Origin of the sequence: Paenibacillus sp. NRS-1760 (assembly GCF_050467785.1) — a bacterium.
Classification (GTDB): Bacteria; Bacillota; Bacilli; order Paenibacillales; family Paenibacillaceae; genus Pristimantibacillus.
On the sequence record NZ_JBITPK010000006.1, the window covers coordinates 187,332 to 213,779 of the forward strand.

At 44.3% G+C, this 26,448-nt stretch carries 24 protein-coding genes; all 24 read right to left on the bottom strand.

Going from position 1 to position 26,448, the window contains the following annotated elements; genetic code table 11:
- Positions 1 to 2 precede the first annotated feature (2 nt).
- Positions 3 to 4,310, bottom strand: coding sequence for a PolC-type DNA polymerase III (locus ACIFSR_RS03280; protein ID WP_339208957.1), 4,308 nt, complete (start codon positions 4,308 to 4,310; stop codon positions 3 to 5).
- Positions 4,311 to 4,353: 43 nt separating this feature from the next.
- On the bottom strand, positions 4,354 to 5,802 hold the full coding sequence (gene proS / locus ACIFSR_RS03285) for a proline--tRNA ligase (RefSeq protein ID WP_339208955.1): 1,449 nt from the start codon (positions 5,800 to 5,802) through the stop codon (positions 4,354 to 4,356).
- A 10-nt stretch (positions 5,803 to 5,812) separates the two neighbouring features.
- Positions 5,813 to 7,087, bottom strand: coding sequence for an RIP metalloprotease RseP (gene rseP / locus ACIFSR_RS03290; protein ID WP_076269180.1), 1,275 nt, complete (start codon positions 7,085 to 7,087; stop codon positions 5,813 to 5,815).
- 88 nt (positions 7,088 to 7,175) lie between these two features.
- Positions 7,176 to 8,315 carry a 1-deoxy-D-xylulose-5-phosphate reductoisomerase gene (locus tag ACIFSR_RS03295; RefSeq protein ID WP_339208954.1) on the bottom strand — a complete coding sequence of 380 codons (1,140 nt, stop codon included), beginning with the start codon at positions 8,313 to 8,315 and terminating at the stop codon, positions 7,176 to 7,178.
- A gap of 16 nt (positions 8,316 to 8,331) precedes the next feature.
- Positions 8,332 to 9,126, bottom strand: a complete 795-nt coding sequence (locus ACIFSR_RS03300; protein WP_430054928.1) for a phosphatidate cytidylyltransferase — start codon at positions 9,124 to 9,126, stop codon at positions 8,332 to 8,334.
- A gap of 27 nt (positions 9,127 to 9,153) precedes the next feature.
- Positions 9,154 to 9,918 (bottom strand): isoprenyl transferase, encoded by a 765-nt coding sequence (locus ACIFSR_RS03305; RefSeq protein WP_076269177.1) that lies wholly within the window; start codon positions 9,916 to 9,918, stop codon positions 9,154 to 9,156.
- 61 nt (positions 9,919 to 9,979) lie between these two features.
- Positions 9,980 to 10,534, bottom strand: coding sequence for a ribosome recycling factor (gene frr, locus ACIFSR_RS03310; RefSeq protein WP_339208952.1), 555 nt, complete (start codon positions 10,532 to 10,534; stop codon positions 9,980 to 9,982).
- Complete coding sequence (pyrH, locus tag ACIFSR_RS03315; protein WP_053377774.1) at positions 10,534 to 11,262, bottom strand: UMP kinase; 729 nt, start codon at positions 11,260 to 11,262, stop codon at positions 10,534 to 10,536. The genes frr and pyrH overlap by 1 nt, the downstream gene beginning before the upstream one ends.
- 103 nt (positions 11,263 to 11,365) lie before the next feature.
- Entirely contained in the window at positions 11,366 to 12,040 is a 675-nt protein-coding gene (gene tsf / locus ACIFSR_RS03320; protein ID WP_339208950.1) for a translation elongation factor Ts, read from the bottom strand.
- Positions 12,041 to 12,161: 121 nt separating this feature from the next.
- Entirely contained in the window at positions 12,162 to 12,860 is a 699-nt protein-coding gene (gene rpsB, locus ACIFSR_RS03325; protein ID WP_054028957.1) for a 30S ribosomal protein S2, read from the bottom strand.
- A gap of 183 nt (positions 12,861 to 13,043) precedes the next feature.
- Positions 13,044 to 13,619, bottom strand: a complete 576-nt coding sequence (locus tag ACIFSR_RS03330) for a hypothetical protein (RefSeq protein ID WP_339208947.1) — start codon at positions 13,617 to 13,619, stop codon at positions 13,044 to 13,046.
- Positions 13,612 to 14,178, bottom strand: a complete 567-nt coding sequence (locus ACIFSR_RS03335) for a DUF6115 domain-containing protein (protein WP_339208946.1) — start codon at positions 14,176 to 14,178, stop codon at positions 13,612 to 13,614. Before ACIFSR_RS03335 ends, ACIFSR_RS03330 begins: the two co-directional genes overlap by 8 nt.
- 35 nt (positions 14,179 to 14,213) lie before the next feature.
- On the bottom strand, positions 14,214 to 14,540 hold the full coding sequence (locus ACIFSR_RS03340; RefSeq protein WP_076269172.1) for a hypothetical protein: 327 nt from the start codon (positions 14,538 to 14,540) through the stop codon (positions 14,214 to 14,216).
- Positions 14,541 to 14,579: 39 nt separating this feature from the next.
- Positions 14,580 to 15,986, bottom strand: a complete 1,407-nt coding sequence (locus ACIFSR_RS03345; protein WP_339208942.1) for a DUF342 domain-containing protein — start codon at positions 15,984 to 15,986, stop codon at positions 14,580 to 14,582.
- Positions 15,987 to 16,000: 14 nt separating this feature from the next.
- On the bottom strand, positions 16,001 to 16,786 hold the full coding sequence (locus tag ACIFSR_RS03350; RefSeq protein ID WP_339208940.1) for a FliA/WhiG family RNA polymerase sigma factor: 786 nt from the start codon (positions 16,784 to 16,786) through the stop codon (positions 16,001 to 16,003).
- Positions 16,787 to 16,790: 4 nt separating this feature from the next.
- Positions 16,791 to 17,228, bottom strand: a complete 438-nt coding sequence (locus tag ACIFSR_RS03355; RefSeq protein ID WP_339208938.1) for a hypothetical protein — start codon at positions 17,226 to 17,228, stop codon at positions 16,791 to 16,793.
- Between the two features lies 1 nt (position 17,229).
- Positions 17,230 to 17,724 carry a chemotaxis protein CheD gene (locus tag ACIFSR_RS03360; protein ID WP_076269169.1) on the bottom strand — a complete coding sequence of 165 codons (495 nt, stop codon included), beginning with the start codon at positions 17,722 to 17,724 and terminating at the stop codon, positions 17,230 to 17,232.
- On the bottom strand, positions 17,721 to 18,341 hold the full coding sequence (locus ACIFSR_RS03365; protein WP_339208935.1) for a chemotaxis protein CheC: 621 nt from the start codon (positions 18,339 to 18,341) through the stop codon (positions 17,721 to 17,723). The genes ACIFSR_RS03360 and ACIFSR_RS03365 overlap by 4 nt, the downstream gene beginning before the upstream one ends.
- A 3-nt stretch (positions 18,342 to 18,344) precedes the next feature.
- The gene (locus ACIFSR_RS03370) at positions 18,345 to 18,806 is read right to left on the bottom strand and encodes a chemotaxis protein CheW (protein WP_076269167.1); all 462 of its coding nucleotides are present in this window, start codon (positions 18,804 to 18,806) and stop codon (positions 18,345 to 18,347) included.
- 13 nt (positions 18,807 to 18,819) lie between these two features.
- Entirely contained in the window at positions 18,820 to 20,895 is a 2,076-nt protein-coding gene (locus ACIFSR_RS03375) for a chemotaxis protein CheW (protein ID WP_430054937.1), read from the bottom strand.
- Positions 20,896 to 20,939: 44 nt separating this feature from the next.
- Positions 20,940 to 22,301, bottom strand: a complete 1,362-nt coding sequence (locus ACIFSR_RS03380) for a protein-glutamate methylesterase/protein-glutamine glutaminase (protein WP_339208933.1) — start codon at positions 22,299 to 22,301, stop codon at positions 20,940 to 20,942.
- A 26-nt stretch (positions 22,302 to 22,327) separates the two neighbouring features.
- Positions 22,328 to 23,197 carry a MinD/ParA family protein gene (locus tag ACIFSR_RS03385; RefSeq protein ID WP_339208931.1) on the bottom strand — a complete coding sequence of 290 codons (870 nt, stop codon included), beginning with the start codon at positions 23,195 to 23,197 and terminating at the stop codon, positions 22,328 to 22,330.
- A complete protein-coding gene (gene flhF / locus ACIFSR_RS03390) occupies positions 23,194 to 24,414 on the bottom strand; it encodes a flagellar biosynthesis protein FlhF (protein ID WP_339208930.1) in 1,221 nt (406 codons plus the stop codon). The genes ACIFSR_RS03385 and flhF overlap by 4 nt, the downstream gene beginning before the upstream one ends.
- Entirely contained in the window at positions 24,411 to 26,441 is a 2,031-nt protein-coding gene (gene flhA, locus ACIFSR_RS03395) for a flagellar biosynthesis protein FlhA (protein ID WP_430054940.1), read from the bottom strand. Before flhA ends, flhF begins: the two co-directional genes overlap by 4 nt.
- Positions 26,442 to 26,448: the final 7 nt, after the last annotated feature.

Consider the following 26,448-nt stretch of genomic DNA (forward strand, 5'->3'; position numbering starts at 1 on the left):
TTCTAGAACAGAGAAAGCTGATTAGATTCAGGCAATCCACGGAAGCAGCCCATGTTTCCAAGAACCTCAATAATCGTTTTTGTAGCCTTCGATTTCATTTGGAAATCCTCGATTGACAAATACTCGCCATCGTCTCTTGAGGCTGCGATATTACGTGCGGCGTTATCGCCAATTCCCGCAATGGCAGCAAATGGCGGAATAAGGGAATCCCCATCAACAAGAAACTTCGTCGCGTCAGAACGATATAGATCGATCGGCTTAAAGGAGAAGCCGCGCGCTGTCATCTCAAGTGACATTTCCAGCTGCGACACCATGTTTTTCTCTTTAGGGAGCGCATTAAACCCTTTAGCTTCGATCTCGATCAGCTTACGCAAAATCGCATCATATCCTTGGCAAAGCAGCTCCAAATCAAAATCGTCCGCTCTTACTGTAAAGTAAGTAGCATAATACTCTATTGGATGATAAAGCTTGAAATAGGCGGTGCGAACTGCCGATATGACGTAGGCCGCGGCATGGGCTTTCGGGAACATATACTCGATGCGCAGGCAAGAATCAATGTACCACTGCGGCACCTTGCACCGCTTCATCTCTTCGATCCACTCTGGCGTCAACCCTTTACCTTTACGAACACTTTCCGTAATTTTGAATGCAAGTCCAGCGTCCATTCCAGCTTTATAGATCAAGAACAACATGATATCATCCCGGCAACCAATTACCGTCTTGATGTTGCAAGTGCCGTTCTTGATCAGCTCTTGTGCATTTCCTAGCCAAACTCCCGTTCCATGAGACAATCCGGAAATTTGCAGCAAATCGGCAAACGAAGAAGGCTGCGTCTCTTGAAGCATTTGACGAACGAACTTCGTTCCCATTTCCGGCACTCCGTAAGTAGCTACCGAAGAGCGAATTTGCTCGCCCGGCACGTTAAGTGCTTTGGTGGAGTTGAACATGCTCATGACTTTAGGATCATTCATCGGAATTGACGTTGGATCAACGCCGGTCAAATCCTGCAGCATCCGCATCATTGTCGGATCATCGTGCCCCAGAATATCGAGCTTAAGCAAGTTTTCATCAAACGCGTGATAGTCAAAATGAGTTGTCTTCCATTCCGCATTCACATCGTCTGCTGGAAATTGAACAGGCGTTATATCTTCAACATCGATATAATCGGGAACAACGACGATACCGCCTGGATGCTGTCCCGTGCTTCGTTTTACGCCGGTACAGCCGCTCGCAAGCCTCGCAAGCTCCGCTCCGCGCCATTTCTTGCTATGTTCTTCCTCATATTTCTTCGCGAAGCCATAAGCTGTTTTTTCTGCAACCGTACCAATCGTGCCTGCACGGAACACACACTTCTCGCTAAACAATACTTTCGTATAGTTATGGGCAATCGGTTGATAGTCCCCTGAGAAGTTCAAATCGATATCGGGAACTTTATCGCCTTTGAATCCTAGGAAGGTTTCGAACGGAATATCCTGTCCTTCACCTTTCATTGGCTTCTCGCATTTCGGGCATAATTTGTCCGGCAAATCGAATCCACTCGGAATGCTTCCGTCCAAAAACCATTCGCTATGCTTGCAATCCGAGTTTTTGCACAAGTAATGGGCCGGCAGTGGATTAACCTCTGAGATACCCAGGAATGTCGCAACGACCGAGGAGCCAACCGATCCCCTTGATCCGACCAAATAACCATCTGCATTGGATTTCTTAACAAGCTTCTCCGAGATCAAGTAGTTGGCAGAGAACTTAAATTTGATAATAGGAATAAGTTCTTTCTCCAGCCTGTCGATAACGACCTGAGGAAGATCTTCCCCATACATCGACTTTGCTGTGTCATAACAGGTGTTGCGAATTTCCTCGTCGGCACCCTCAATAATTGGAGCAAATAGTCCCGTCGGGAACATATCATACGGCTCAAAGCGATCAGCAAGCTCTACTGTATTCGTAATGACGACCTCACGTGCTCTAGCTTCCCCTAAAAATGCAAATTCCTCCAGCATTTCTTCCGTTGTACGGAAATGAGCATCTGGTTTGCGTATACTCTTAAGCGGGCTAAAACCAGTGATCCCATGAATCGTTATGTCACGATACATTTTGTCGCGCGGATTCAAGTAATGAACGTTTCCTGTAGCAATAACCGGCTTGCCCAGCTCATCCCCGATTTGGCAAATCCGGCGATGCGCCTGCTCAATCTCCGCTCGGCTGCCTACTAGCCCCTTCTCAACTAAGTGCATGTAGAAATCAATCGGCTGGATTTCAAGGACATCATAGAAACGTGCAACCTCCAGCGCTTCCTCGTACGATTTATTCAGAACCGTTTCGAAAAATTCACCTTTCTCACAACCAGAAATAACGAGCAAGCCTTCACGGTGTGCAACAAGCTTCGTTTTTGGAATTGTAGCTACACGTTTGAAATGCTCTGTATGCGAGATGGAAATAAGCTTGAATAAATTTTTCTTCCCAACAGCATTAAGTGCATAAATATTGCTGTGGAAAGGCCGAGAATTAGATAAATCAATACCTACATAGTCATTTAGCTGATGTAGATTCGTAATATTTCGCTCAGCTGCATCTGCAATCAAGCCATACAATACGCCGCCAAGAGCAAGGGAATCGTCTACAGCGCGGTGATGATTGTCGAGACTAACCTTATATTTATCTGCTAACGTATTCAAACGATGATTTTTGAGCGTTGGAAAAATAAATCGAGCGAGCTCCAGTGTATCGAGCACTGGATTTTTCACTTCCGGCATGCCGAAAGCTTTGCAGTTGGCTTGAATAAAGCCAATATCAAATCTTGCATTGTGGGCGACAAGAACATCATCACCAATGAATTCAATAAATTCTCTAAGCTTAGGCTCAATATCCGGCTGCCCTTTTACCATATCATCATTGATGTTAGTCAACTGCGTAATGTGGTAAGGAATTTTTTCATGCGGATCAATAAGGGTAGAGAAACGATCAATCTCTTTGCCATCACGCATTTTAACGCCGGCAAGCTCGATAATTTTGTTATTAATAACGGAAAGGCCCGTTGTCTCTATATCGAAAACAATATAAGTTGCTGTCGCAAGCGGCTCAGGTCTTGATTCCAGCACCATTGGCACTGCATCGTTCACGATGTTTGCTTCAACACCAAAAAGCACTTTTATGCCGTGTTTTTTAGCCGACTTATTCGCATCCGGATAACATTGAACATTGCTATGGTCCGTTACTGCAATCGCCTTATGTCCCCATTTGGCAGCTGTCTTTACATAGACATCTACCGGAGTTACCGCATCCATAGCGCTCATGGTTGTATGAAGATGAAATTCCACGCGCTTTTCTTCCGCTTTATCCATACGCTCAGCAGGTGTTCTGACCTCATGCAAATCATTCGGCATCATCACAAGCTCCGGTTCTTGCATGAAGCGATCATATTCAATGCGGCCGCGAGCTTTGACCCACTTGCCATTAGCAAGCTGGTTCAATATTTTCACATCGTCCTTCGTCTTCGCAAACATCTTCATCGCGATAGAGTCGGAGAAGTCAGTCACGTTGAACGTAAACAATGTGCTTCCGTTACGAAGCTCTTTCACTTCGAGGCCGAATACCGCGCCTTGTACTGTAATTTTTTTCTCTTCTTCGATGATATTCATCAATGGAATCGGCTCTTCCCGAATATCATAACCAACCGCCAGCTTGATTTCGCTCTCATCGACGAGCTCAGACTCGGATTGCGCACTCGCCATCAGCTCCTGCACATATTCCCGCTCTTCCTGCACCATCCGAAGGGAGAATTCATCCAAAATTTCTTGCCTGGATTCGCTGACGATCATTTTTACTTTGCATGCGCGCTGGAAATTTTCATTAAAGAAACGAATAATTTCATCATCCAATCGTTTCTTCCGAGCAAGGTCCAGTCCCGTATTGTCAAGGAGAGACAGCGTTAGCAAATCACCTTCAACCGTGATCGAAGATTTCTGCAGCCATCCATTTACGGAAGCGATCTCGCGCTGTGCCCACTCCATGAACAAGCCCCAGTATTGCATCACAATGGATTCAGTCTCTACAACAGGATCATAAATCATCAAAAAACTGACTGCAGCGATAGACTCAAACTTCATTCTAGCTGCCTGGCAAAGCCCATTATAGGCCTGTAAAGGCACCATGGACGTTTTGCGTATGCAAAACGTCCATTCTTGATTGCTGTTGCTAACGATAACTTGATCTATATATCCATCTTGAAAATAGTTTTGTATAAGTTCTTGCGGCAGCTGAATATGCTGTAAAAGCATTTCAAAACTCTGCCGTTTTTTTGCGGTTTGGCTCATAAAATACCACTCCTTAAGATCCGAACCGAACTAGCTTCAGTCCTTAATAAGCTCTTGCAAATACAACAGTATGTTTGGATGGATCTCCACATACGAGACATGTTTCTTTGTGCGATTCAGGGGCAAATGGAATATTCCGGCTTGTCGCTCCAGTTTCTTCCTTTACCTGCTTCTCGCAAGCAGCAGAGCCGCACCAGCCAGCTTCTACGAAGCCGCGCTGTTCTTCCAAAAAACTTTTCATTTCATCAAGCGTTTCAACCGAACGAGAGTTGTCAATACGGAACTGCTTCGCACGATTAAACATTTCTTGATGCGTTTCTTCAAGCATAGCTTCTATTTCTGCAAGAAGATTAGCTTGCTGTACAATACGCTTCTCTCCAGTAACTCTGGAAACAAGCACAACTTGTCCATTTTCCATATCACGCGGTCCAAGCTCAAGGCGTAGTGGAACACCGCGCATCTCATATTCGTTGAACTTCCAGCCTGGGCTCACGTCAGCACGATCGTCCACGCGTACGCGAATACCGGCTTTCTTAAGGTCTGCATAAAGCTCATCCACACGGCCAACAACCTGCTCGCGCATTTTTGCAGGGCCAATTGGAATCATAACCACTTGTGTTGGAGCAACTTTTGGAGGTAGCACCAGACCACGATCATCGCCGTGAACCATAATAAGGGCGCCGATTAGTCTTGTGCTCACGCCCCAAGAAGTTGTATGAGCGAATTGCAATGTATTCTCACGATCAAGGAATTTAATATCAAAAGCGACTGCAAACTTCGTACCCAAATAATGCGATGTTCCGGCTTGAACAGCCTTCCCGTCCTTCATCATCGCTTCGATCGAATACGTATCAACCGCACCAGCGAACCGCTCAGAAGGCGTTTTTTCACCTTTGATTACAGGGATAGCAAGGAATTCTTCAACGAATTGCGTGTAAACATCAAGCATCTGCATCGTCTCTTGACGCGCTTCCTCTTCTGTTTCATGCGCAGTATGGCCTTCTTGCCACAAAAACTCACTCGTACGAAGGAATGGCATTGTGCGCTTCTCCCAGCGAACGACGTTTGCCCATTGGTTAATGAGCAGCGGAAGATCGCGGTACGATTGAATCCATTTCGAATACATATGCCCAAACATCGTTTCCGATGTTGGACGAATAGCAAGGCGTTCTTCGAGCTTCTCGCCAGCTGCTTCAGTTACCCAAGGCAGCTCGGGATTAAAGCCTTCAACATGCTCTTTTTCTTTCTGGAAAAAGCTCTCTGGAATAAAGAGCGGGAAATACGCATTGCGATGTCCCGTCTCCTTAAAGCGGCGATCCAGATCACGCTGAATATTTTCCCAAAGCTCATAGCCCTCAGGACGGAACACAATACAGCCTCTTACAGGCGAATAATCCATAAGCTCGGCTTTTTTAATAACATCAATATACCATCTGGAGAAATCCTCGCTTTGAGGCGTGATTTCTGTAACAAACTGTTTATCCTTAGACATAAGCGACTATTTACTCCCCTTTTACCAATCGTAAAATATCATTATAAGTTACTACGAGCATTAATAACATGATGAGCGCGAAACCGACAAAATGTACCATGCTCTCACGGTTCGGATCAATCGGCCGGCGTCTAATCGCTTCAATTCCGAGGAATATGAGGCGGCTTCCATCAAGGGCAGGAATCGGCAGCAAATTAAATATTCCTAAATACAAGCTTAGCAGTGCTGTCCATGATGTTAACTGAGCAATGCCTTGCTGAGCAATCTGGCTCGTTACTTCTGCTGTTCGCACAGGTCCGCCAAGATCATCAAGCTTGAACTCTCCGAAAATAAGCTTCTTGAAGCCTTCAAAAATGCTTACTGTCATGTTTTTCATGAGCTTGCCTGCGCCTGTGAACGTTTCAGAGAAAGTAGCCGGACGTGTTGGCAATGCGGCACTGATTCCAACCTTGCCTACACCCTCTTTGTTCGGTTCAGGTGTTATAACAACTTGCTGAGCTTTGCCGTCACGAATTATATCCATTTTAACAGGAACATTCGGTGATTTGCCGATAATCGCGATCATTTTATCAAAATCAGCTCCGATTTTGATACCATTGACTGCATCGATGACATCGCCCTTTTTCAAATCTACTTTATCAGCTGGCATGCCTTCTGATATTTCATTAACAAGCAGCTTATCAGGCGACTCAACAGGAACACCTGCTAGCTGAATGTAGGTAGCAAACAATACAAATGCGAGCACAAAGTTCATCATAGGGCCAGCAAAAATAGCAAGTGCACGCTGCGCTACTGTTTTACTGCCAAATTGTCTGTCGAGCGGCGCGATTTGTGTTTCTTTGCCTTTTGTGATCATCAAAGCAGTAGGGTGTACCGAGAAAATCTCGTTTTCCCCTTCTACGTCAAGTGTAACTGATAGCTTGCGCTCAAGATCGATCGCCACGATTTCTCCGCGAATAACACCGCTGCGGTCATCAAGACGATCCAAATAAAGTCTAGTCACTTTATTGTCTTTCAGACGAACCGCGATCGTTTGACCGGGCTGGACATCAACGATTTCTGGATCTTCTCCCGCCATTCGAACGAAACCGCCGGCAGGTATTAATCGAAGCGTATATCTCGTCTCGCCACGTTTTACCGAAAAAAGCTTCGGCCCGAAGCCAATTGCGAATTCTCGCACCAATATGCCTGCGCGTTTTGCGAAATAGTAATGACCCCATTCATGGATCGTTACGATCACGAAAAAAACGAGTATGGTCAAGAAAACAACTTGAATCATGTGCATTAAGCTGAAGCCTCCTGTTCGTTACGGCCTGTACATAGATTATCATTATTCTCCCGTCCGATACAAGAGAACCGGAATTTAACCGATATTATACGGATTGGGCCAGCTGTCTTGCCCAAGCGTCCACTTCTGAGATCATTTGCAAATCATTGATATCAGCTGCTTCGTGCTTGCCGACGACCGTTTCCAATATCCGTTCAATGTCAAGAAACGTAATTTCACCTTTTAAAAACCGTGCCACCGCAACCTCGTTTGCAGCATTGTATACTGCAGGAGCTGATTGACCTAGCTTCCCGCACTCGAATGCCAGCCTTAGACATGGATATCTTTCAAAATCCATCTCGCGAAAATGCAGCTTTCCGATTTGTGCTAGGTTCAGCCTGCTTGTCGGGGTTACATTCCGTTCCGGATATGACAACGCATATTGAATCGGTACTCGCATATCCGGCATTCCAAGCTGCGCGATTATGCTGTGATCGGTAAACTCCACATAAGAATGAATGATGCTCTCCGGATGAATAATGACACCTATTTGATCGTATGTAACATCGAACAGCCATCTTGCCTCAATAACTTCTAGCCCTTTATTAACCATAGTCGCCGAATCAATCGTAATTTTTGCGCCCATCGACCAATTGGGATGATTTAGCGCTTCAGCTACGGTTACACCCTCAAGCTGTTCTCTTGTGCGATCACGAAAGGAGCCGCCGGAGGCTGTTAATGTAATTTGATTGATAGATTTGCGATCTTCGCCGTTTAAGCATTGAAAAATCGCCGAGTGTTCACTGTCTATCGGCAAAATCGATACTCCGCGCTTTTTCGCACGTTCCATTACGATATGACCTGCCGTTACGAGTGTCTCTTTGTTCGCCAAACCGATCATTTTCCCCGCATCAATCGCTGCTAGTGTTGCCGGCAGCCCTCTGCTTCCCACGATCGCTGTTACAACGACATCAGCGTCCGTCCCAGCGGCTACTTCAACAAGTCCTTCTTCGCCATAGACAACCTTAGTTCCAGGCGGCATATGGGGACGAGCGGCCTCTGCGTCTGCTTTGGAAGCCAAGCTAACGACCGAAGGATTAAATTGTTTGGCTTGCTCTATAATCAAATCGACATTCGCACCAGCGGACAAGCCAACAACCTGATAGCGATCAGGATCATGGGCAATAACGTCCAGTGTCTGTGTTCCGACTGAACCTGTCGAACCTAATATACTTATTTTTTTCACACAAAATCCTCCTGACTTATACAGGCAGCAGCCCGGTAAGCACTAACAGCGGAAATACGATTAGCCAGCTATCGCATCGGTCGAGCACTCCGCCATGTCCTGGCAGAAGCGTACCTGTATCCTTTATATCTCTCACACGTTTATAAGCAGATTGAATCAAATCCCCAAACTGTCCAGCTACAGCGGCAATTAAACCGATTAGCAAAGCTTTTGGCAAATCTATAAAATCGGGCATCGTGAGTGCGAATACTGCCGATACGATTAAGGATAACAATACGCCGCCTAAGGCGCCTTCGATCGTTTTGTTCGGGCTGATTGAAGGCCATAGCTTCGTTTTCCCAATGGCTCGTCCAGTAAAATAAGCACCGATATCCGAAGCCCAAATACAGCCAAAGGACAAAAACGTCCACAATAGGCCATGCTCCTCAATTTGACGAGCTTCTCCCATTGCTGAAAAGCCGTAACCTACATATAAAGCGCCTAGCAACATAAGTGCGGCGCCATCAATTGTCGTTTTATTTTTGGTAATCACGGTTAGGGCAAGCAGTAAGAAGGCCAGCATCCAAACAATAGTCAGGAAAGATGGAATAACAATTCCCCAATCAGACCATGGAAGCACAAACAGTAGCACACCCGCATATCCGAGCAAAGTTGACGGATGCGACCATGCTACACCATTCATTCGCGCATATTCAGTAAAACCAATAATAGCTAGCAATACGAGGAGAGTTGTATACAACCATCCGCCTGCTATTGTTAAACCTATGAAGCCTGCACCTGCTACAATTCCAGTAATCAATCGTTGTCTCAATGAAAAGTCACACTCCGTCGCTTGAAGCTACAATCCACCATATCGACGCGCGCGGCGCTGATACTCCAAAATCGCTTCTTGAAAATGCGCTTCCGTAAATTCAGGCCAATACACATCCGTAAACCACAATTCACTATAAGCAAGCTGCCACATCATAAAATTACTTAATCGCAATTCACCGCTTGTACGAATGAGCAAATCTGGATCGGGCAATCCACTTGTAAGCAAACGATCAGCCATTACTTTATCATCGATATCATCGATTGCAAGATTTCCTTGCTGAACCTCTGATGCGATGCTTTTCACAGCTTCAAGCATTTCCTTACGGCTTCCATAGTTTAAGGCAAAGTTTAGAACTAGCCCTGTATTGTTAGCGGTCTTTATAATGGCTTCTTCAACTGCACTGATCGTAAATGAAGGCAAATCCTCTTTATGTCCCATCATGCGAACCTGCACGTTGTTGGCTATCAATTCTTCTAATTCAATTTCAAGAAATTGCTGCGGAAGCTTCATAAGAAAATCCACTTCAGCTTTAGGTCTCTTCCAGTTTTCCGTTGAAAACGCATATAACGTCAAATATTTGACGCCTAACCGATCCGCTGCAATGGTAATACGTTTGACCGCTTTCATGCCGGAATGATGACCAGCCATACGTGGCAATCCACGATCTTTAGCCCAACGGCCGTTCCCATCCATTATAATTGCAACATGCTCAGGCACATTTTCTGAGGCCACAGAATCAGTCGGCTGTAAGGACGATTTGCCTAATTTGGCCCAAAGTCGCTCGATCATCTTACTTCCTCCCAACCGAAATCAAAACCAAACCCCACCTATCGGAGGGGCCCAGAGATTATTATACTTCCATAATTTCTTTTTCTTTGGCAACAAGCACTTTATCTACTTCAGCAATAAATTTATCAGTTGCCTTCTGAATATCCTCTTGGTGACCACGTGATTCATCTTCAGAAATTGTTGTTTTCTCAAGTTTTTTCACGCTGTCGTTAGCATCCCGACGAATATTGCGAATAGCTACCTTTGCTTCTTCGCCAAGCTTTTTCGAAGTTTTCACAAGCTCTGCCCGGCGCTCTTCTGTAAGCGGTGGGATAGAAAGACGAATCGATGCACCGTCATTGGAAGGTGTCAGTCCAAGATCCGATTTCATAATCGCTTTCTCGATTGCCGACATCGACGATTTGTCCCATGGTTGAATGAACAACGTACGAGAGTCTGGCGTACTGATGTTAGCAAGTTGATTGACAGGCGTCATTGCGCCGTAGTATTCCACTTGAATACGGTCAAGCAAAGATGAATTAGCTTTACCAGCGCGCAAAGACGACAAATCACGTTTTAGCGCGGAAATTGCTTTATCCATACGTTCTTCTGCGTTTTTTTTCAGCTCTTGTGGCATTATTTCGCACTTCCTCTCACTATCGTTCCGATTTTCTCACCCAGCACGACGCGTTTAATATTCCCTTTCTCTGTAATCGCAAATACGATAAGAGGAATATTATTATCCATGCAAAGTGAAGCTGCGGTTGAATCCATTACGCCTAGATTACGGTTAAGCATGTCGAGGTATGTAAGCTCCTCAAATTTCTCAGCTGTGCTATCTTTAAATGGATCAGCAGAATATACGCCATCCACTTTGTTTTTCGCCATTAATATTACTTCTGCTTCGATCTCAGCTGCGCGAAGCGCTGCTGTTGTATCTGTTGAGAAAAATGGATTACCAGTTCCTGCAGCAAAGATTACGACGCGTCCTTTTTCCAAATGACGGATAGCACGACGTCTGATGTACGGTTCAGCGATTTGTTGCATCGCGATCGATGTTTGTACGCGAGTAGGTACATCGATTTGTTCCAGTGCATCTTGAAGTGCAAGTGAATTCATAAGAGTAGCCAGCATTCCCATGTAATCAGCTGTTGCACGGTCTATGCCTTTTGCAGAACCTGCAATTCCACGCCAAATGTTGCCGCCTCCGACAACGATGGCCACTTCTATGCCAAGTGCTACGACTTCCTTCACCTGATCAGCAATTGAAGATATGACCGTCGCTTCAATGCCATAACCTTCCTGACCAGACAATGATTCACCGCTTACTTTCAAAACGATACGTTTATACACAGGATGCTCCAACGTTAATACCTCCATCATGCACCTCAGTAAATGAGGTCCTTCAAATATGTTCTAATCATACAAGCAGGCGGGGCGGACGCCCCGCCCCGCCTGTGCGTTCGGATTAATGTTTAACTTGAGCCATAACTTCTTCAACGAAATTGTCAACTTTTTTCTCTAGGCCTTCACCAAGCTCATAACGAACGAAGCGACGGATGGAAATGTTTTCACCAATTTTGCTGATTTTTTCATTAAGCAATACGGAGATTGTTTTGTCTGGGTCTTTAATGAACGATTGCTCAAGAAGACAGAACTCTTCGTAGTATTTCGAGATACGGCCCTCAACCATTTTTTCAACGATTTTTTCAGGCTTGCCTTCGTTAAGTGCTTGAGCTTTCAAAATTTCGCGCTCTTTTTCAAGCTCTTCAGAAGAAACCTCGTCACGGCTAACGAATTTAGGGTTAGCTGCAGCGATTTGCATAGCTACGTCTCTTGCAAACTCACGGAATTGATCCGTTTTTGCAACGAAATCCGTTTCACAGTTTACTTCAACGATAACGCCAATACGGCCGCCTGCATGAATATACGATTCAACTACGCCTTCGGTTGCAATACGACCAGCTTTATTTGCTGCTGCCGCCAAACCTTTTTCACGAAGTACTGCAATTGCTTTTTCAACGTCATTGTTTGTTTCGTCCAAAGCTTTCTTGCAATCAAGCATTCCAGCTCCAGTTCTTTCACGAAGCTCTTTTACCGCGCTAGCACTAACTGCCATTGTAAGCCCTCCAATAGGTTTCACGAAGTCTATGTAGCTTCGAGAATCATTAATTGTTTTTTTTAGTGATTTACATTCAAAAAAAGGGCAGTGAGAGGTTTATCACCATCTGACCACCCTTTGTTGACTAATTAAAGCCTTTAAATTAAGCCGTTGTTTGTTCGCCTTGGTTAGCTTCAACGATTGCATCAGCCATTTTCGAAGTCAACAACTTAACGGCACGAATTGCATCATCGTTACCTGGGATTACGTAGTCAATTTCGTCTGGATCACAGTTCGTATCAACGATACCAACGATTGGGATACCAAGTTTGCGAGCTTCTGCAACAGCAATACGCTCTTTGCGTGGGTCGATAATGAACAACGCGCTTGGCAAACCTTTCATTCCTTTAATACCGCCAAGAAATTTTTCCAAACGGTCTTTTTCTTTGTTAAGGATGATAACTTCTTTCTTAGGTAGAACCTCGAAAGTGCCGTCCTCAGCCCATTTTTCAAGTTGTTTCAAACGATCAATACGTTTTTGAATCGTTTGGAAGTTAGTCAAAGTACCGCCCAACCAACGTTGGTTGATGTAGAAGTTGCCGCAACGCTCTGCTTCTTCTTTAACGGAATCTTGAGCTTGTTTTTTCGTACCTACGAACAGCATAGTGCCGCCGTCTGCAGCGATCGATTTAACAAAGTTGTACGCTTCGTCAACTTTTTTCACCGTTTTTTGCAAATCAATAATGTAAATCCCGTTTCTTTCTGTGAAGATATAACGATCCATCTTCGGGTTCCAACGACGAGTCTGATGACCGAAGTGTACCCCAGCTTCTAGTAGCTGTTTCATGGAAATAACCGCCATTTCTCCAACACCTCCTATAATGGTTTTTTTAGTGCTCCTCCGCTAGTCGCATCTTTCGTCAAAACTTCCGCCGGGCGGAAGCACCGTTTGACAAAATTGACCTGCGTGCGTTTTTAACACCGTGAACTAATATACCATAAATACACATCGCATGCAACAATCGTTTCAGAAAAGATAGGATAGCTATTTTTTGTTGGCAGTTAGAAGATTTACTTCTGAAGATGTCAAAGGCTCGCCGGTTACGATGCGAATGGCTTCTTCAACCGTTATCTCCTCATGAAACAAAAAATAACCGGCGCGAACCAGCTTCTTTGACTTTTTCATTTTTGATACAAAAGCGGTTTTATCTTTAATAATATTATTCGAAGCAAGCAGCACTGCTGTATTCGTCAGACTAGAGCCTGCTTTAATTCTAATAACATGCTTGATCTCAGACTGTTCCTGAACAGGGACTGCCGTAGCCGTAGGCGCAGCTTTATCAGTCTTCGCCTCGCTTGTCTGCTCCTTAGCTTTGTCAGAATCAGCAGCAGCCTTAGTCTCCTGTCCCCCTGTGTTGTCCTTATTAAGCTGAAGCGAGTCTTGATTTGCCTTTAACAAAGCATCAACTTCTAGTTGAGTGTAAAGCTTCTCATCTGACTCTTTTCCTAAGTCACTTAGCCTTTGCCTGCTTTGCTCGCCAGAGAGCATCAGCTGGAACAACAAAGCGCCAATGATGATACCTGCACCTAATCCCATAAGAAATACTCGACTTTTAAGCATGGACAGAATCCTCCTGCTTAGCGAGTTGTATAATAAGCTGTACCTCACCTTTGTTCATACCAAGCTTTTTGGATATCGCTTCGATCGATTTCCCTTGCTCATAAAGTGTAAACAGCTCTTTATATCTGTCCTGGATTGTGTTCATCCGCACTGTCTCTTCTATAATATGTTCAACAATAAGCGCATCTTTAACAAATTGTTCATTCGAATTTATTGAGACCGCTGGTAAGGGGGTTTCCACTGAACGCACGTAGGCCGTGGACTCGGACATTTTCTTTTGCAGCTGCTCTGTGAGCTGTTCGCATTTCCGCTCCAATTCTAAAATACGCTGCTCCTTGCGATCCGCATCTAATTTCGATTCTTGCTGAGCAGTTCTAACGAGGAGCACGAGATCCTCATTGTCCTTCTCCATGTTCTCCATAAACTGCTCCAGCGCGGTTTCCATGTTTTGCATCGATTGTGACGGTAGAGCTGTATCCTGCTTCTTACGAGGCATTACAAAGGCACCGACAATAACAACCGCTCCTAGTAATACGATATATTGCAAGTATGGCTGCATCGTTCATAGCCTGCCTTTCATTTGATGCCTTTATTTTATAACTTAATATCAAGCCTATGGCCTTTGTACGGATGTGTCGGAGCCGCCTCCTGTTCATCAACATCCGAAGATAACTGTGTACGCTTACGTTTTGCCTGCTGATAAGCATTACCTTGCTGACCTTCTTGATCACTGCGAATATGAAGTCCGTTTGATTGCTCGATCGCTGTGTTTTTCCCTCTTAAAAGCTCTGTTTGTTTGGCGGACTGATTGGCCAACGTATTCTGATCAGCTACAGGTTTATGCATCGCTTGTCCATGCATGCCGCTGAATTCTTGCGTTCGTGGTACAGACATCTGCAAATCAATGGATTTGAACGTCATATCTGCTCACCCCTTTGCGCCATTCATCAATTTCAAGCATTATTTGGTATAAGGAACTAAGACGATATCCCCTTCGGAATAACGGAAGGTCACACGCTGTGCTGAATCCTTCACAAACTTTGTGTACCTGCCAATTACAATTTTTGTTCCGCCAAATACAATATTGCTGACATCGATCTTTGATCGATCTGTGTTCTCCAGCGTTTTCTCTATCTCAAGAATACGGCTTCTCGTCTCATCATTCTCAAGCACGGTCTGACGTTTTGTGGCGGTCAGCTTAACGCGCAATGCCAGCTTCTCAGGAGTTAATTTCCCTGTCACAGCTAATTGATCCAAAATAACAAGCGCTTTATCCGTTTTATCTAAATTATCCATATTCTGCCTTAGCCTCGTTCTTAGCTCGAGCAGCTCCGAACGAGATTCAGGGTTTACGCCTACTTCAATGGTTGTGGCTGTGGACATCGAGTTGCCAATGGTTCGCGCGCTGACAAGGTCACCTGCTTGTACAAGTCCGCCTACGATCAATCCTTTAGCACCTGAGCACACAACATTTTTTCCGGCTTTTACATGCGAATGCATGATGCTCTGAGATACCAGCACCTCTTCGCCCGCGATAACATTGCCTTCTTGTATAAATGAGCTCCGGACGTTTCGTCCAGCTTTTACAAAACCTTTATTGCTTCCCAATATTCCGCCTGTAATTTCAACAGAGCCTTCTGATTCGATTTCTGCCCCTTCAACTCCGCCAATAACTCGGATATCGCCCGAAGCTTTAACCCTGAATCCGCTAAGAACATTGCCTCTGATGACTACTGTACCAACAAAATCAATATTGCCGACACTATAATCCACATCGCCGTTTACTTCGTAAACAGGAAACACATTAATTTTTTCTTTTTCAGTAAGTGAAATCAAGCCGTCAATTGCCGAATACATAGCCGTCTGCTCATTGTTCAAAACGACATTTTTGCCTACTTTAAATCTAACGTGCTTGCCGAGCCTAGGAGCAATTTCCTCTCCCGTTACCGTCCTGCCAACAGGTCCCGCTGTAGGCTCGAATCGCTCAGCAATCAATTGTCCACGCTTGACGTTCTTCAACTGAACAACTTCTTTAAAGTCAACCTTCCCATCTTCGAGCTCCGTTGGGGCGTTCACATTTTTATCCATATCATAAACTAGCTTCACATATCCGTCTTTACCAGGTGTGGGAGACTGCCCTTGCGCAACAAGTGTTTGTTCTTTGAAATATGCGAGAGGATTAGTGCCAATCTGACTCAGAACTTCTTTACGAAGGCCAAAAACGATCCCCTTGCTATGCAAGAATCGTTCTAGCTCATCGCCGTTACATTCGAATTCGTCCGAAATCCTGCTAAAGGTTAAAAATGCAGACAAATTATCGGCAGATGTCTGTATGCGTAGGTATGATTCTAATTGAAGATTTTCCACGTAGCTCCCCCCTTTTAATGTTGCATGAGTTGATCTTTATGCTTAGCCAAAGCTCCTCGCAGCCTCAAAATCGCTTTAGAATGGAGCTGGGATATTCTCGACGGTGATAGTGACATTACTTCAGCAATTTCACTTAATGATAATTCCTCATAATAGAAGAGAGAAACGACTGTTCGTTCCTTTTCCGTAAGTTTTTCAATCCCTTTAACCAATGATTCTTTCAAATAAAACTCATGAACCTTATGATCCGGGTTTTTCGCCTTATCGTCCACTAGCAAAGACATTCTTGTCTCCGATTCCTCTTCACGAATCGGGTCCTCCAATGAACAGACCGTTGTTACCGCAATATCTTGCAGCATATTAATGAATTCTTTCTCCGTTACATCAAGATAGCGGCTAATTTCTGCATCTGTCACAGAACGCAAGTACTGCTGCTCTAAATGCTGATATGCCTCTTCTACTCGTTTGGCCTTTTCTCGCACAGAACGCGGGACCCAGTCACCTTGTCTTAAGCCATCTATAATAGCGCCGCGAATGCGCCATGACGCATACGTTTCAAACTGCAAGCCGCGGCCGTAATCAAATTTTTCAATTGCATCAATAAGACCCATTACGCCATTGCTTGCAAGGTCATCTCTAATGACGTTTTTCGGGAGTCCAATGGCCATTCGATTCGTTACATAATCAACCAGCGGCAAATATTGTTCAATCAACGTCTTTTTCGCTTCCAAATCGCCTTGTTCTCTCCAGGCTTGCCACATCTGCAAGTTTGTCAAATGAGGGGTCTTCTGCTCAATCATCGACTCACTCTCCTGTCAGGTGACGAATGGCTTTAACCAATTCTTCAGGCTGTGTATTTTTTGTATTTAACAATTGCGGAGGATTTAACGGACGAAAATCGCTTGCATCATTTTTCTGAGTTTCCATTGGCTGCTTGCCGGCACCATCTTTAATCTGTGATTTCAACAATTGATTGATATCTTCTGATTCGTCAGGTGTCTGTAAATCTAGCTGACTGCCTTTTCCTTCTTCATCTTCAATTTCCGAGCCTATTAGTGCTGGCGGTTGAAGGATGTATGCCAATATTGCCCGTACTCCATACGCAAGAACAAAAAAAGCGATGAAAGCATACATACTTCTAAGCAGCATAACAGTAATCGGATTGTTACCGATTGAGAAAGCTACCGTAAGCACGGTGCCGAAAATTCCAAATACGACATTCCATCGCCATGTTCCGAACATTTTAAATCTCCTTTGTTCCAAATTGCACACTTCTTATGGAAAGCATTCCGCTAGTACTGTCAAACTCTATCGTTCTACCAAAATTCCCGCCCGTATCTTGAGAAATAATCGGAATTTTGAATCTTCTAAGCATTTCTGTACAGGATTCAACATTGCGCGGGCCAATTCTTAGCGAATCACTGTGTCCAGACATAGCAAACATTTGAGCTCCACCAGCCATCTTAGCTTTCATGCGTTCAATGTATGCACCTGCTGCTATCATTCGATCAAGCAGCTCGGGTATGGCGGTATCTGCATATTTAGCTAGATTCATTTTGGTCTCACGGGCAATGTCTGAAGATGGCAGCATGACATGTGCCATACCGGCTATTTTTCGCGTTGGATCATACAAGGTAAGTCCAACACATGAACCTAAGCCGGTCGTTTTGAGTATCGCCCCATCCGTTGCAATATTTAAATCTGCCATGCCGACTTTGACCAAATTTTGTTGTATCATTCGCTAACGACTCCCAAAGCCCTAAAAATTTTCTCAAACGACTCTGGATCTGGAATGAGGAAAAAATGTCCTTCAAGCGACTGACAATCCTCCAAAAAGGTCGTTTCAATAAGTAGGGCCGAGTCCCCCATCTCTCCGTATTGCATTAAACCGTAGCTAAGCACGGCACCTGCCATATCTACTGCTATAGCGGGTACGGAGGGGGCCATTGCTAAATGAGTGAAATCAGCTAATGAAGATAAATAAGAGCCTGCTAAAATATTGCCAATCTCACAAAGAGCAGACAGCTCCATTTCTGAATAACCGTCCTGCTCTTCAATATTTAAAGAAAGCAGCTGACGCAACAATCGCCTTGCCGAATCTTCTTCAATGATAAAAAACATGTTGCCGGGAGCTTCTCCTTCCACTCGAAGAAAAACAGCAATGACGATTTTTTCGGAACCGCCAACACGCTCTGCAACTTCTTCAAATGGAAGCAAACTTACCTTCGGCACCGCCATATCAACTGGCTTATCTAACAAACGGGATAATGCAGTAGCAGCATTGCCTGCTCCAATATTGCCGACTTCTTTCAATACATCTAATTCAAATGCTTCAAAGCGGTTAAAAAGGTTCACAAGTTATACCTCAAGCTGCTCAAGTTGAATAATTTCATTCTTGTTGAGCACTTCGGACAAGTTCAGCATGATGAGAAGTCGACCTTCACCAAGCTTTGCAATGCCTCTTAAGTATTTAGCTTTAATGCCTCCAACAATTTCGGGCGGCAAATCAATCGTATCTGTATCAATGTCGATGACATCATTCGCCGAGTCTACGATGAATCCAACTTCGATGTCAGCCACTGAAACAACAATAATTCTTGAGTTTTCTGTAGTTGCCGTTTCCGTTAGATTGAATCTGCCTCTTAGGTCAATGACAGGAACGACCACACCGCGAAGGTTAATAACCCCTTTAATAAAAGTAGCTGTTTTCGGAACGCGTGTAATTGGAGACAATCTTTCAATCGTACGGACCTTGTCTACTTCAATTCCATACTCTTCGCTGCCTAGTGCAAACACGATAACCTTTAATTCTTCTCCCATCGTAAAAACCTCCCTATTTGATAAGTGCATTCGGATCGATAATCAATGCGACATAACCATCGCCAAGTATCGTTGCGCCGGAAATTGCTTTAATATTCGTTAAATATTTGCCCAGCGTTTTTAGCACGATTTCACTTTGACCAATAAATTCATCGACCATTACAGCTGCCCACTTCTCGCCTTTTCGAACGACTACAATTTCCGTTTCAAGCTCGTCATTCTCATTAAAATCAGGAGAGTCAAGCACTTTGCTTAGCGATACTAGAGGTATGATAGTATTTCTGAACTCTATCATTTTGTTGCCATGCACTTGAAGAATTTGTTCTTTACGGATAATGCCTGTCTCAACGATCGAAGACAATGGGATAGCATACTTCTCCGATCCCAGCTTGATCAGCATTGCGGAAATAATGGATAGCGTAAGTGGCAATTGAACAGAAAACTTCGTTCCTCTACCAAATGCAGAATCTATCGTTACGTTTCCGCCTAGAGAAGTAATTTTTGATCGAACGACGTCTAGACCAACACCGCGTCCGGATATGTCCGAAATTTTATCTGCGGTGCTGAAGCCTGCCGCAAAAATAAGCATATTAATTTCATCCGGCGTCAGCAGTTTTGCTTCGTCAGCCGTGACGACGCCATTTTTAATCGCTGTTTTTAGTACTCGTTCATGGTGTATGCCACGGCCATCCTCTTCCACTTCAATGAAGACATGATTTCCGCTATGAAACGCGCGCAAGAAAATCGTACCGGTTTCTGGCTTGCCTGCTGCAATTCTCTCTTCCACCGTTTCGATTCCATGATCAACCGAGTTGCGCAATAGATGAACAAGCGGATCTCCAATTTCGTCGATAACCGTACGGTCAAGTTCCGTATCGGCTCCCGTAATAACAAGATCGATTTTTTTGTCTAGCGATTTAGCTAAATCTCTAATCATACGAGGGAAACGATTGAATACCGAATCCACAGGTACCATGCGAAGCTTAAGTACAATACTTTGAAGATCAGAGCTTACGCGCGCCATATGTTCCACAGTTTCAGTCAAATCACTGCGTTTGATTTCACTAGAAAGCTGTTCCAGCCTAACACGGTCAATAAGCAATTCGCTAAACAAGTTCATGAGCGTATCGAGCCTCTCAATGTCTACACGAATCGTCTTCGAAACATTAGCTGGTGTGCTGGCAGCAGGTGCCGATCGAGCTTGTCCTTTTGCTGCTTCAACAGATGTAGCTGCTGTTTCGGATTGCGGCGCAGCCGTATCAGCAACCTCTACTGCCGCAGCTGCGTTAGATTGGCCAAGCACGGCTAAGGACTCTGCATCCAAAGAAGTTACAACCGCGGATTCAATTTCTGAAATATTAAGCAGCTGCGCTTGAAGATCTTCCTGCTGCAAGCGTGAAATCGTAAATACCGTAAAAGTGAAATTGAATTTTTCTTGTTCAATGTCTTGAACGGATGGATCTGATTTAATAACTTCACCATTGCGCTCTAGCAAATCAAATACCATATAAGCACGAACGGCTTTTAGCAAGCAATTATCGCGAATAGCGATTTGAATATGAAAAACGTTATGTCCTGTTTCTATCGACTGAAGCAAAATCGAAGATTGAAACTCGTCAAGCAGCATCGCTCCTGATGCGCTTGATTCTGCAGCACTTGGTGCATTAGCCGCTACGGTTGGAGCCTGAGTCGCTTTGCTTGCGCTATAATCACTTTTCAAGATGATTTGCAGCGATTCAACGATCGAGGTAACGTCCGCTTTCCCTGTACCGCCGTCCACAATATCCTGAACCATTGCTTCAAGCGCATCTAACCCTTTAAACAAAGTGTCAAAAATAAAGCTGTCCATTTTTAACTTGCTGTTGCGAACGAGGTCAAGCACATTTTCCATTTCATGCGTCAGCGCTGCTAAATCTTCAAAACCCATCGTAGCTGACATTCCTTTGAGCGTATGCGCTGAACGGAATATATTTTGAACGATACTAAGCTCCTCAGGCTCGCTTTCCAGACGAAGCAAATTTTCATTCAAGGATTGCAGGTGATCATTAGATTCATCGATAAACATCGATAAATAGGCATTCATATCCATTTCCTAGCACCTCCTGTTAGTATGGTGAAGCCATTCTAGCCTATCTATTTCAGCACTGCTTGCTTCAGTTGCGATGCAATATGCTGCAGTGGCAATACTTTACTCACACATCCAGCTTCAACAGCCGATCTCGGCATTCCATAAACGACACAGGTCTCTTCTGCTTCTGCTATGGTCGTTTCAATTCCACATTCGGATAACAGCTTCATTCCCTTCGCCCCATCACTGCCCATGCCTGTCATTATGACCGCATGACGCTTCAGTTCGCGATATTCAGCCAAGGATTCAAACAATACATCTACAGAAGGACGATGTCCGTTGCGCTGCGGCTGTTCAGTGAGCGCAATCGAGTAGCTGGAAGCATCTTTGACAAGCTCCATATGATAGCCGCCAGGTGCGATATAGGCAACGCCAGCAACTACTTTCTCTCCCTGCTCTGCTTCTACGACATGAATCTCGCTAAAGCTGTCCAGCCGCTGTGCTAACGATTTGGTGAACTTGGGAGGCATATGCTGAACAATAAGCACCGGTGCTGGGAAATCAGCTGGCAAAGAAGTAATTACCTCATGCAAAGCTCTAGGACCGCCTGTCGAAGTTCCAATGGCTACGATATGTTTAAAGGTAGAAGCTGTCTGAACTGTCTTTGTTTTTTTTGTTGAAGGTGGCTCAGAAAAATGAGATTTAGGTTCAGCCTGCGGTACCTTTTCGACTGATTTGCGAGGTGCTATCTTAGATTTGGCATCGTTAGGCTTTGCTTCATCTTGCATATTGCTTGTAAGCTTATTATGTAAAGGGGGAACCGAGCGCTGTTGCCCTTGTTTATCTTCCGTTTTCTTGAACGGCAATTTGTTCCGATCTTTAGCAGGAGTAGACAAGGCTTCAAACGGCAGCTCCTCATGGTGTAAAATGTTGTTCGAAACTACTTCTTTTTTCGCTTTTGGCAAGCTGCTATCTTCTGCTTTTGTTTCTTGTTTCTCTGCGATCGTAATTACTGGCTGATAACGCTTCGTTAATACTGCGATACGCAATTTCTCAAGCAGAACCTCTCCAACTTGGCGAATATCATTAGAGATCGTTGCTGAAGGTTTTCTAATGAAGTCGAATGCACCAAATTGCAGTGCTTTAATCGTTTCTCTTGTATTGTCTTCACTTATACCCGAGAGCATAATGACAGGAGTTGGATGATCCTTCATAATAATCTGCAATGCGTCAATTCCGTTCATTAACGGCATTTCAAGATCTAAGGTAACGACATCCGGTTTCCATTCACGAACCGCTTCTATTGCTTCATGACCGTTTTTAGCTGTTGCTACGATCTTGAACTGTGAATCCTGAATGATTAAATCACTAATGATCTTTCGCATAAATGCGGAATCATCTACAACTAGTACGCGATAAGGAACCATTCCATTTCCTCCTCACTTCCAAAGGATTATCTTGAGAGTCTGAACATTTTATGCAGAAATCCTTTGACACCGCCGTTAATTGCAGTATTCTGTGGTATTTCAAGAAATTGCTTTGCGATCCGGTCAATAGCAACGGATGCTTCGCTTCCAGGATAGGCTACAGTAAAGGGCACTTGACGCTTCACAGCTTTTGACACATTTGGGTCATCCGGCAAAATACCAAGATGAGGCAAATCGGATTGAAGAAACCTGTGTGCAACCATGCTAATTTTATCAGCGGTTTGTTTTCCTTCACGGAAATCAGCGGCTCGATTGACAATTAATTTGAAGTGAACATCCACCTCCATCGCTTTAACCATTTTAATTAAGGCGTAAGCATCTGTAATTGAAGTAGGTTCAGGCGTTGTCACAACGATTGTTTCTTGCGCTGCAGTTATAAATTTAACCGTTTCCTTCGATAGGCCTGCGCCAGTATCAAACAAGATCACATCATACCTGCCATGCAGCTTGCTAATCTCATCAGCGAAACGGTCAAGCTGCTCTGTAGACAAATCCATCAAATCTCTAAAACCAGATCCACCTGCAATAAAGTTCAGCCCTTCCGGACCTTCCTGCACGATTTCCCAAATTGTTTTCTCCTGCTTGAGCAGATGATACAAATTGTACGTGGACGAAACGCCCATAAGCACATCAATGTTGGCCATTCCGATATCTGCATCAAAAACGAGCACTTTTTTACCCAATCGTTGGAGCGCTAATGCAAAATTCAAGCTGAAATTCGACTTTCCAACTCCGCCCTTACCGCTCGTTACCGTCACTACACGAGTCGTGCGGCCTTCATCTTGAAGCTCCTGCTGCTTGACTAAATTACGTAATGCTTCAGCTTGATCCATCATAAACTATTGCTCCCGAGAAGCTGCTTAACGTATGAATCCACTTGAAACTTCTCGATATCGTCTGGAACGGTCTGCCCACTCGCCATATAGGTAGGAAGCAATTCAAAATTCATAATGAGATTGAATATTGCTCCGTAAACCGAAGTTTCATCAAGCTTTGTAAACAACACTTTTCGAACGCCGTATTTGCAAAAATGATTGGCTACTGCCGACATATCCTTCGTCTTGCCAGTCATGCTAAGCACAAGCACCGTTTCGTTAGCCTCGGTCGTTTGAAGCAAGCTGTTGACCTCAGATACATGAAGCTCACTACGGAAGTTTCTCCCAGCTGTATCCATATAAATGAGCTCTCGCTCTTCAAGCTGCTTGAAAGCACGGGGCAAATCCATCTGCGAGAAAACGACCTCTAGCGGCACGTTCAAGATGTTGGCATAGGTCCTTAGCTGATCCACAGCTGCAATTCGGTAGGTGTCCGAAGTAATGAACCCCACTTTTCTGCCCTGCTTGATTGTTTGTTCAGCTGCAAGCTTCGCAATAGTCGTCGTCTTGCCAACTCCGGTTGGACCAACAAAATGAACCACTCTTACATGACTGCTGATACTGCTGCCACTGTAGGGTTGCAGCCACTCTTGCAGCAGCTCTGCCGCATGCTCCCATATTTGTTCCTTTGAAAAAACGATTTTTCCTTCGGATTCTTTGTCAGAAATAGCTTGTATCAAACGCTCGATCCATTGCAATTCCATTTCTTGTTCTATCAAATGTTCTCTCAGTGCAATCAAGTGCTCTGACATAGAAATAAGATTGTTTTGCTGTTTCGAGAGTTTTAACATGTATTCTCTTAAATCTCGAATCTCATCGATGATGAATTGCTCTCGTTCTATTTTGTCCTTCTGAGGCTCTGCAATCGGTACTGAAGAAATTGCTTGAACGCTTGGCGGTTCCATTACAGCCGTTGCTGTTCGCTGCGCCGTTTGCAAAATTTGCTCAACGACCGCATCCACTTGAGGATCCGGGTTTCGCTGAGGTTTTGCTTGGGGATTCGATTGATTCGATTCGATAGCGGCGATAACCTCCATCTTTTTCTTACGAAACATCCCCATAAAGCCGCCTACTTTAATTTCCTTCGTATTCAATATAACTGCATCTTTCCCAAGCTCGCTTCGAATCAGAGAGACCGCTTCTGGCAATGCACTGACGACATATCGTTTTACTCTCATAGATTCACCACCCCGACACTCTGAACTTCAATATTTGGTTCAAGTTCACTATAAGAAAGAACGGGTACATCCTGCATCGTTCTCTCCACAATTTGTCTCAAATACATTCGAATGGTAGGTGATGCGAGTACAACAGGCTGTTGGCCCGCTTGAATCTGACGATTTACATGCTCATTGAGCTTCTGGTAAATTTGTTGAGTGGAAACAGGATCTAGTGCAATATAGCTGCCTTGATCCGATTGCTGCACAGATTCAGCAATTTTTTTCTCAAGCTGCGGTCCTACTGTTATCACTCGTAACGTATCGCTACCAGATGAAAACTGCTGTGTAATTTGTCTTGATAGCGACTGACGTACATACTCTGTCAATATATCAGGGTCTTTCGTATAGTTTCCATGATCCGCTAATGCTTCAAAGATGGTAACTAGATCTCGTATAGACACCTTTTCTCTTAGAAGCTTCGACAACACTTTTTGTACGTCGCCAGTAGTAAGAATAGACGGTATAAGTTCATCAATAAGCGCAGGATAAGACTCTTTTACATTTTCTACGAGCTGCTTCGTTTCTTGACGTCCAATCAGCTCATGTGCGTGTCGTTTAATAATCTCAGTTAAATGCGTAGCAACGACAGAAGGCGGGTCAACGACTGTATAGCCGGAAAGTTCGGCACGTTCCTTCATTTGCTCGTCAATCCAAATCGCAGGCAATCCGAAGGCTGGCTCTGTTGTTTCAATACCAACGACCGAATCGTCCTCAAATCCAGGGCTCATGGCCAAATAATGATTAAGCAACAAATCGCCGCGAGCAACGGTGTTGCCTTTAATTTTGATGACATACTCATTTGGCTTTAGTTGAATGTTATCCCTTATTCGGATGACTGGAACGACGAGCCCAAGCTCCAGCGCACATTGCCTACGTATCATGATGATTCGATCAAGCAAATCTCCTCCCTGCTGCGTATCCGCAAGCGGGATAAGACCATAACCAAACTCAAATTCAATCGGATCGACCTGCAAGAGGCTAATTACACTCTCTGGACTGCGAACCTCTTCGATTTGCTGTTCTTCGACAAGCATTTCCTCTTGCTCTTGTTGCTTATGTATAGCTTTCTGCATATACCAGCCGCCAAAGGCTAGCATAATAGCGAATGGCCAAGTCCTTAATGGACCGATAGGTGTAAGGCCTAGCAAAGCGATTGTTCCAGCTGCAATAAATAGCAGCTTCGGGTATTTGAATAGCTGAGCGGTTACATCCTCTGCCAAGTTCCCCTCTGATGCCGCTCTAGTTACGATAAGACCAGCAGCTGTGGAAATAAGCAATGCAGGTATTTGACTGACGAGACCATCACCTATCGTAAGGATCGAGAACGTCGAAAGCGACTCGCCAAAGCTCAAGCCATGAATCGCCATACCAATGATAAATCCGCCAACCAAGTTGATGACTAGAATGATAATGGAAGCAATTGCATCGCCCTTTACAAACTTGCTGGCACCATCCATTGCCCCGTAAAAGTCCGCTTCACGTTCGATTTTGGAACGACGTGCTTTCGCTTGATGTTCATTAATCAAACCAGCATTCAAATCTGCATCAATACTCATTTGTTTACCCGGCATCGCGTCGAGCGTGAATCGTGCTGCAACTTCCGCTACCCGTTCAGAACCTTTCGTAATAACGATGAACTGCACGACTACGAGAATGAGGAAGACGATAAATCCAATTGCAATTTCTCCACCGCCAACCCAGCTGCCAAACGTAGCTACGACTTCCCCTGCTTCCGCATGTGACAAAATATTTCTAGTAGTAGAAACGTTAAGCGCAAGTCGGAATAAGGTAGTGATTAGTAGAATTGCCGGAAATATAGAGAAATCAAGAGCTTCCTTTGTATTCATTGCAATAAGTAATATCATCAATGCTATCGAAATGTTTAAAATGATGAGTACATCGAGTAGTAGGACTGGGATCGGGATTATCATCATGAGTACAATTCCAATTACGCCAAATAGTATTACAAAGTCCTTTGCTTTCATGACGCCT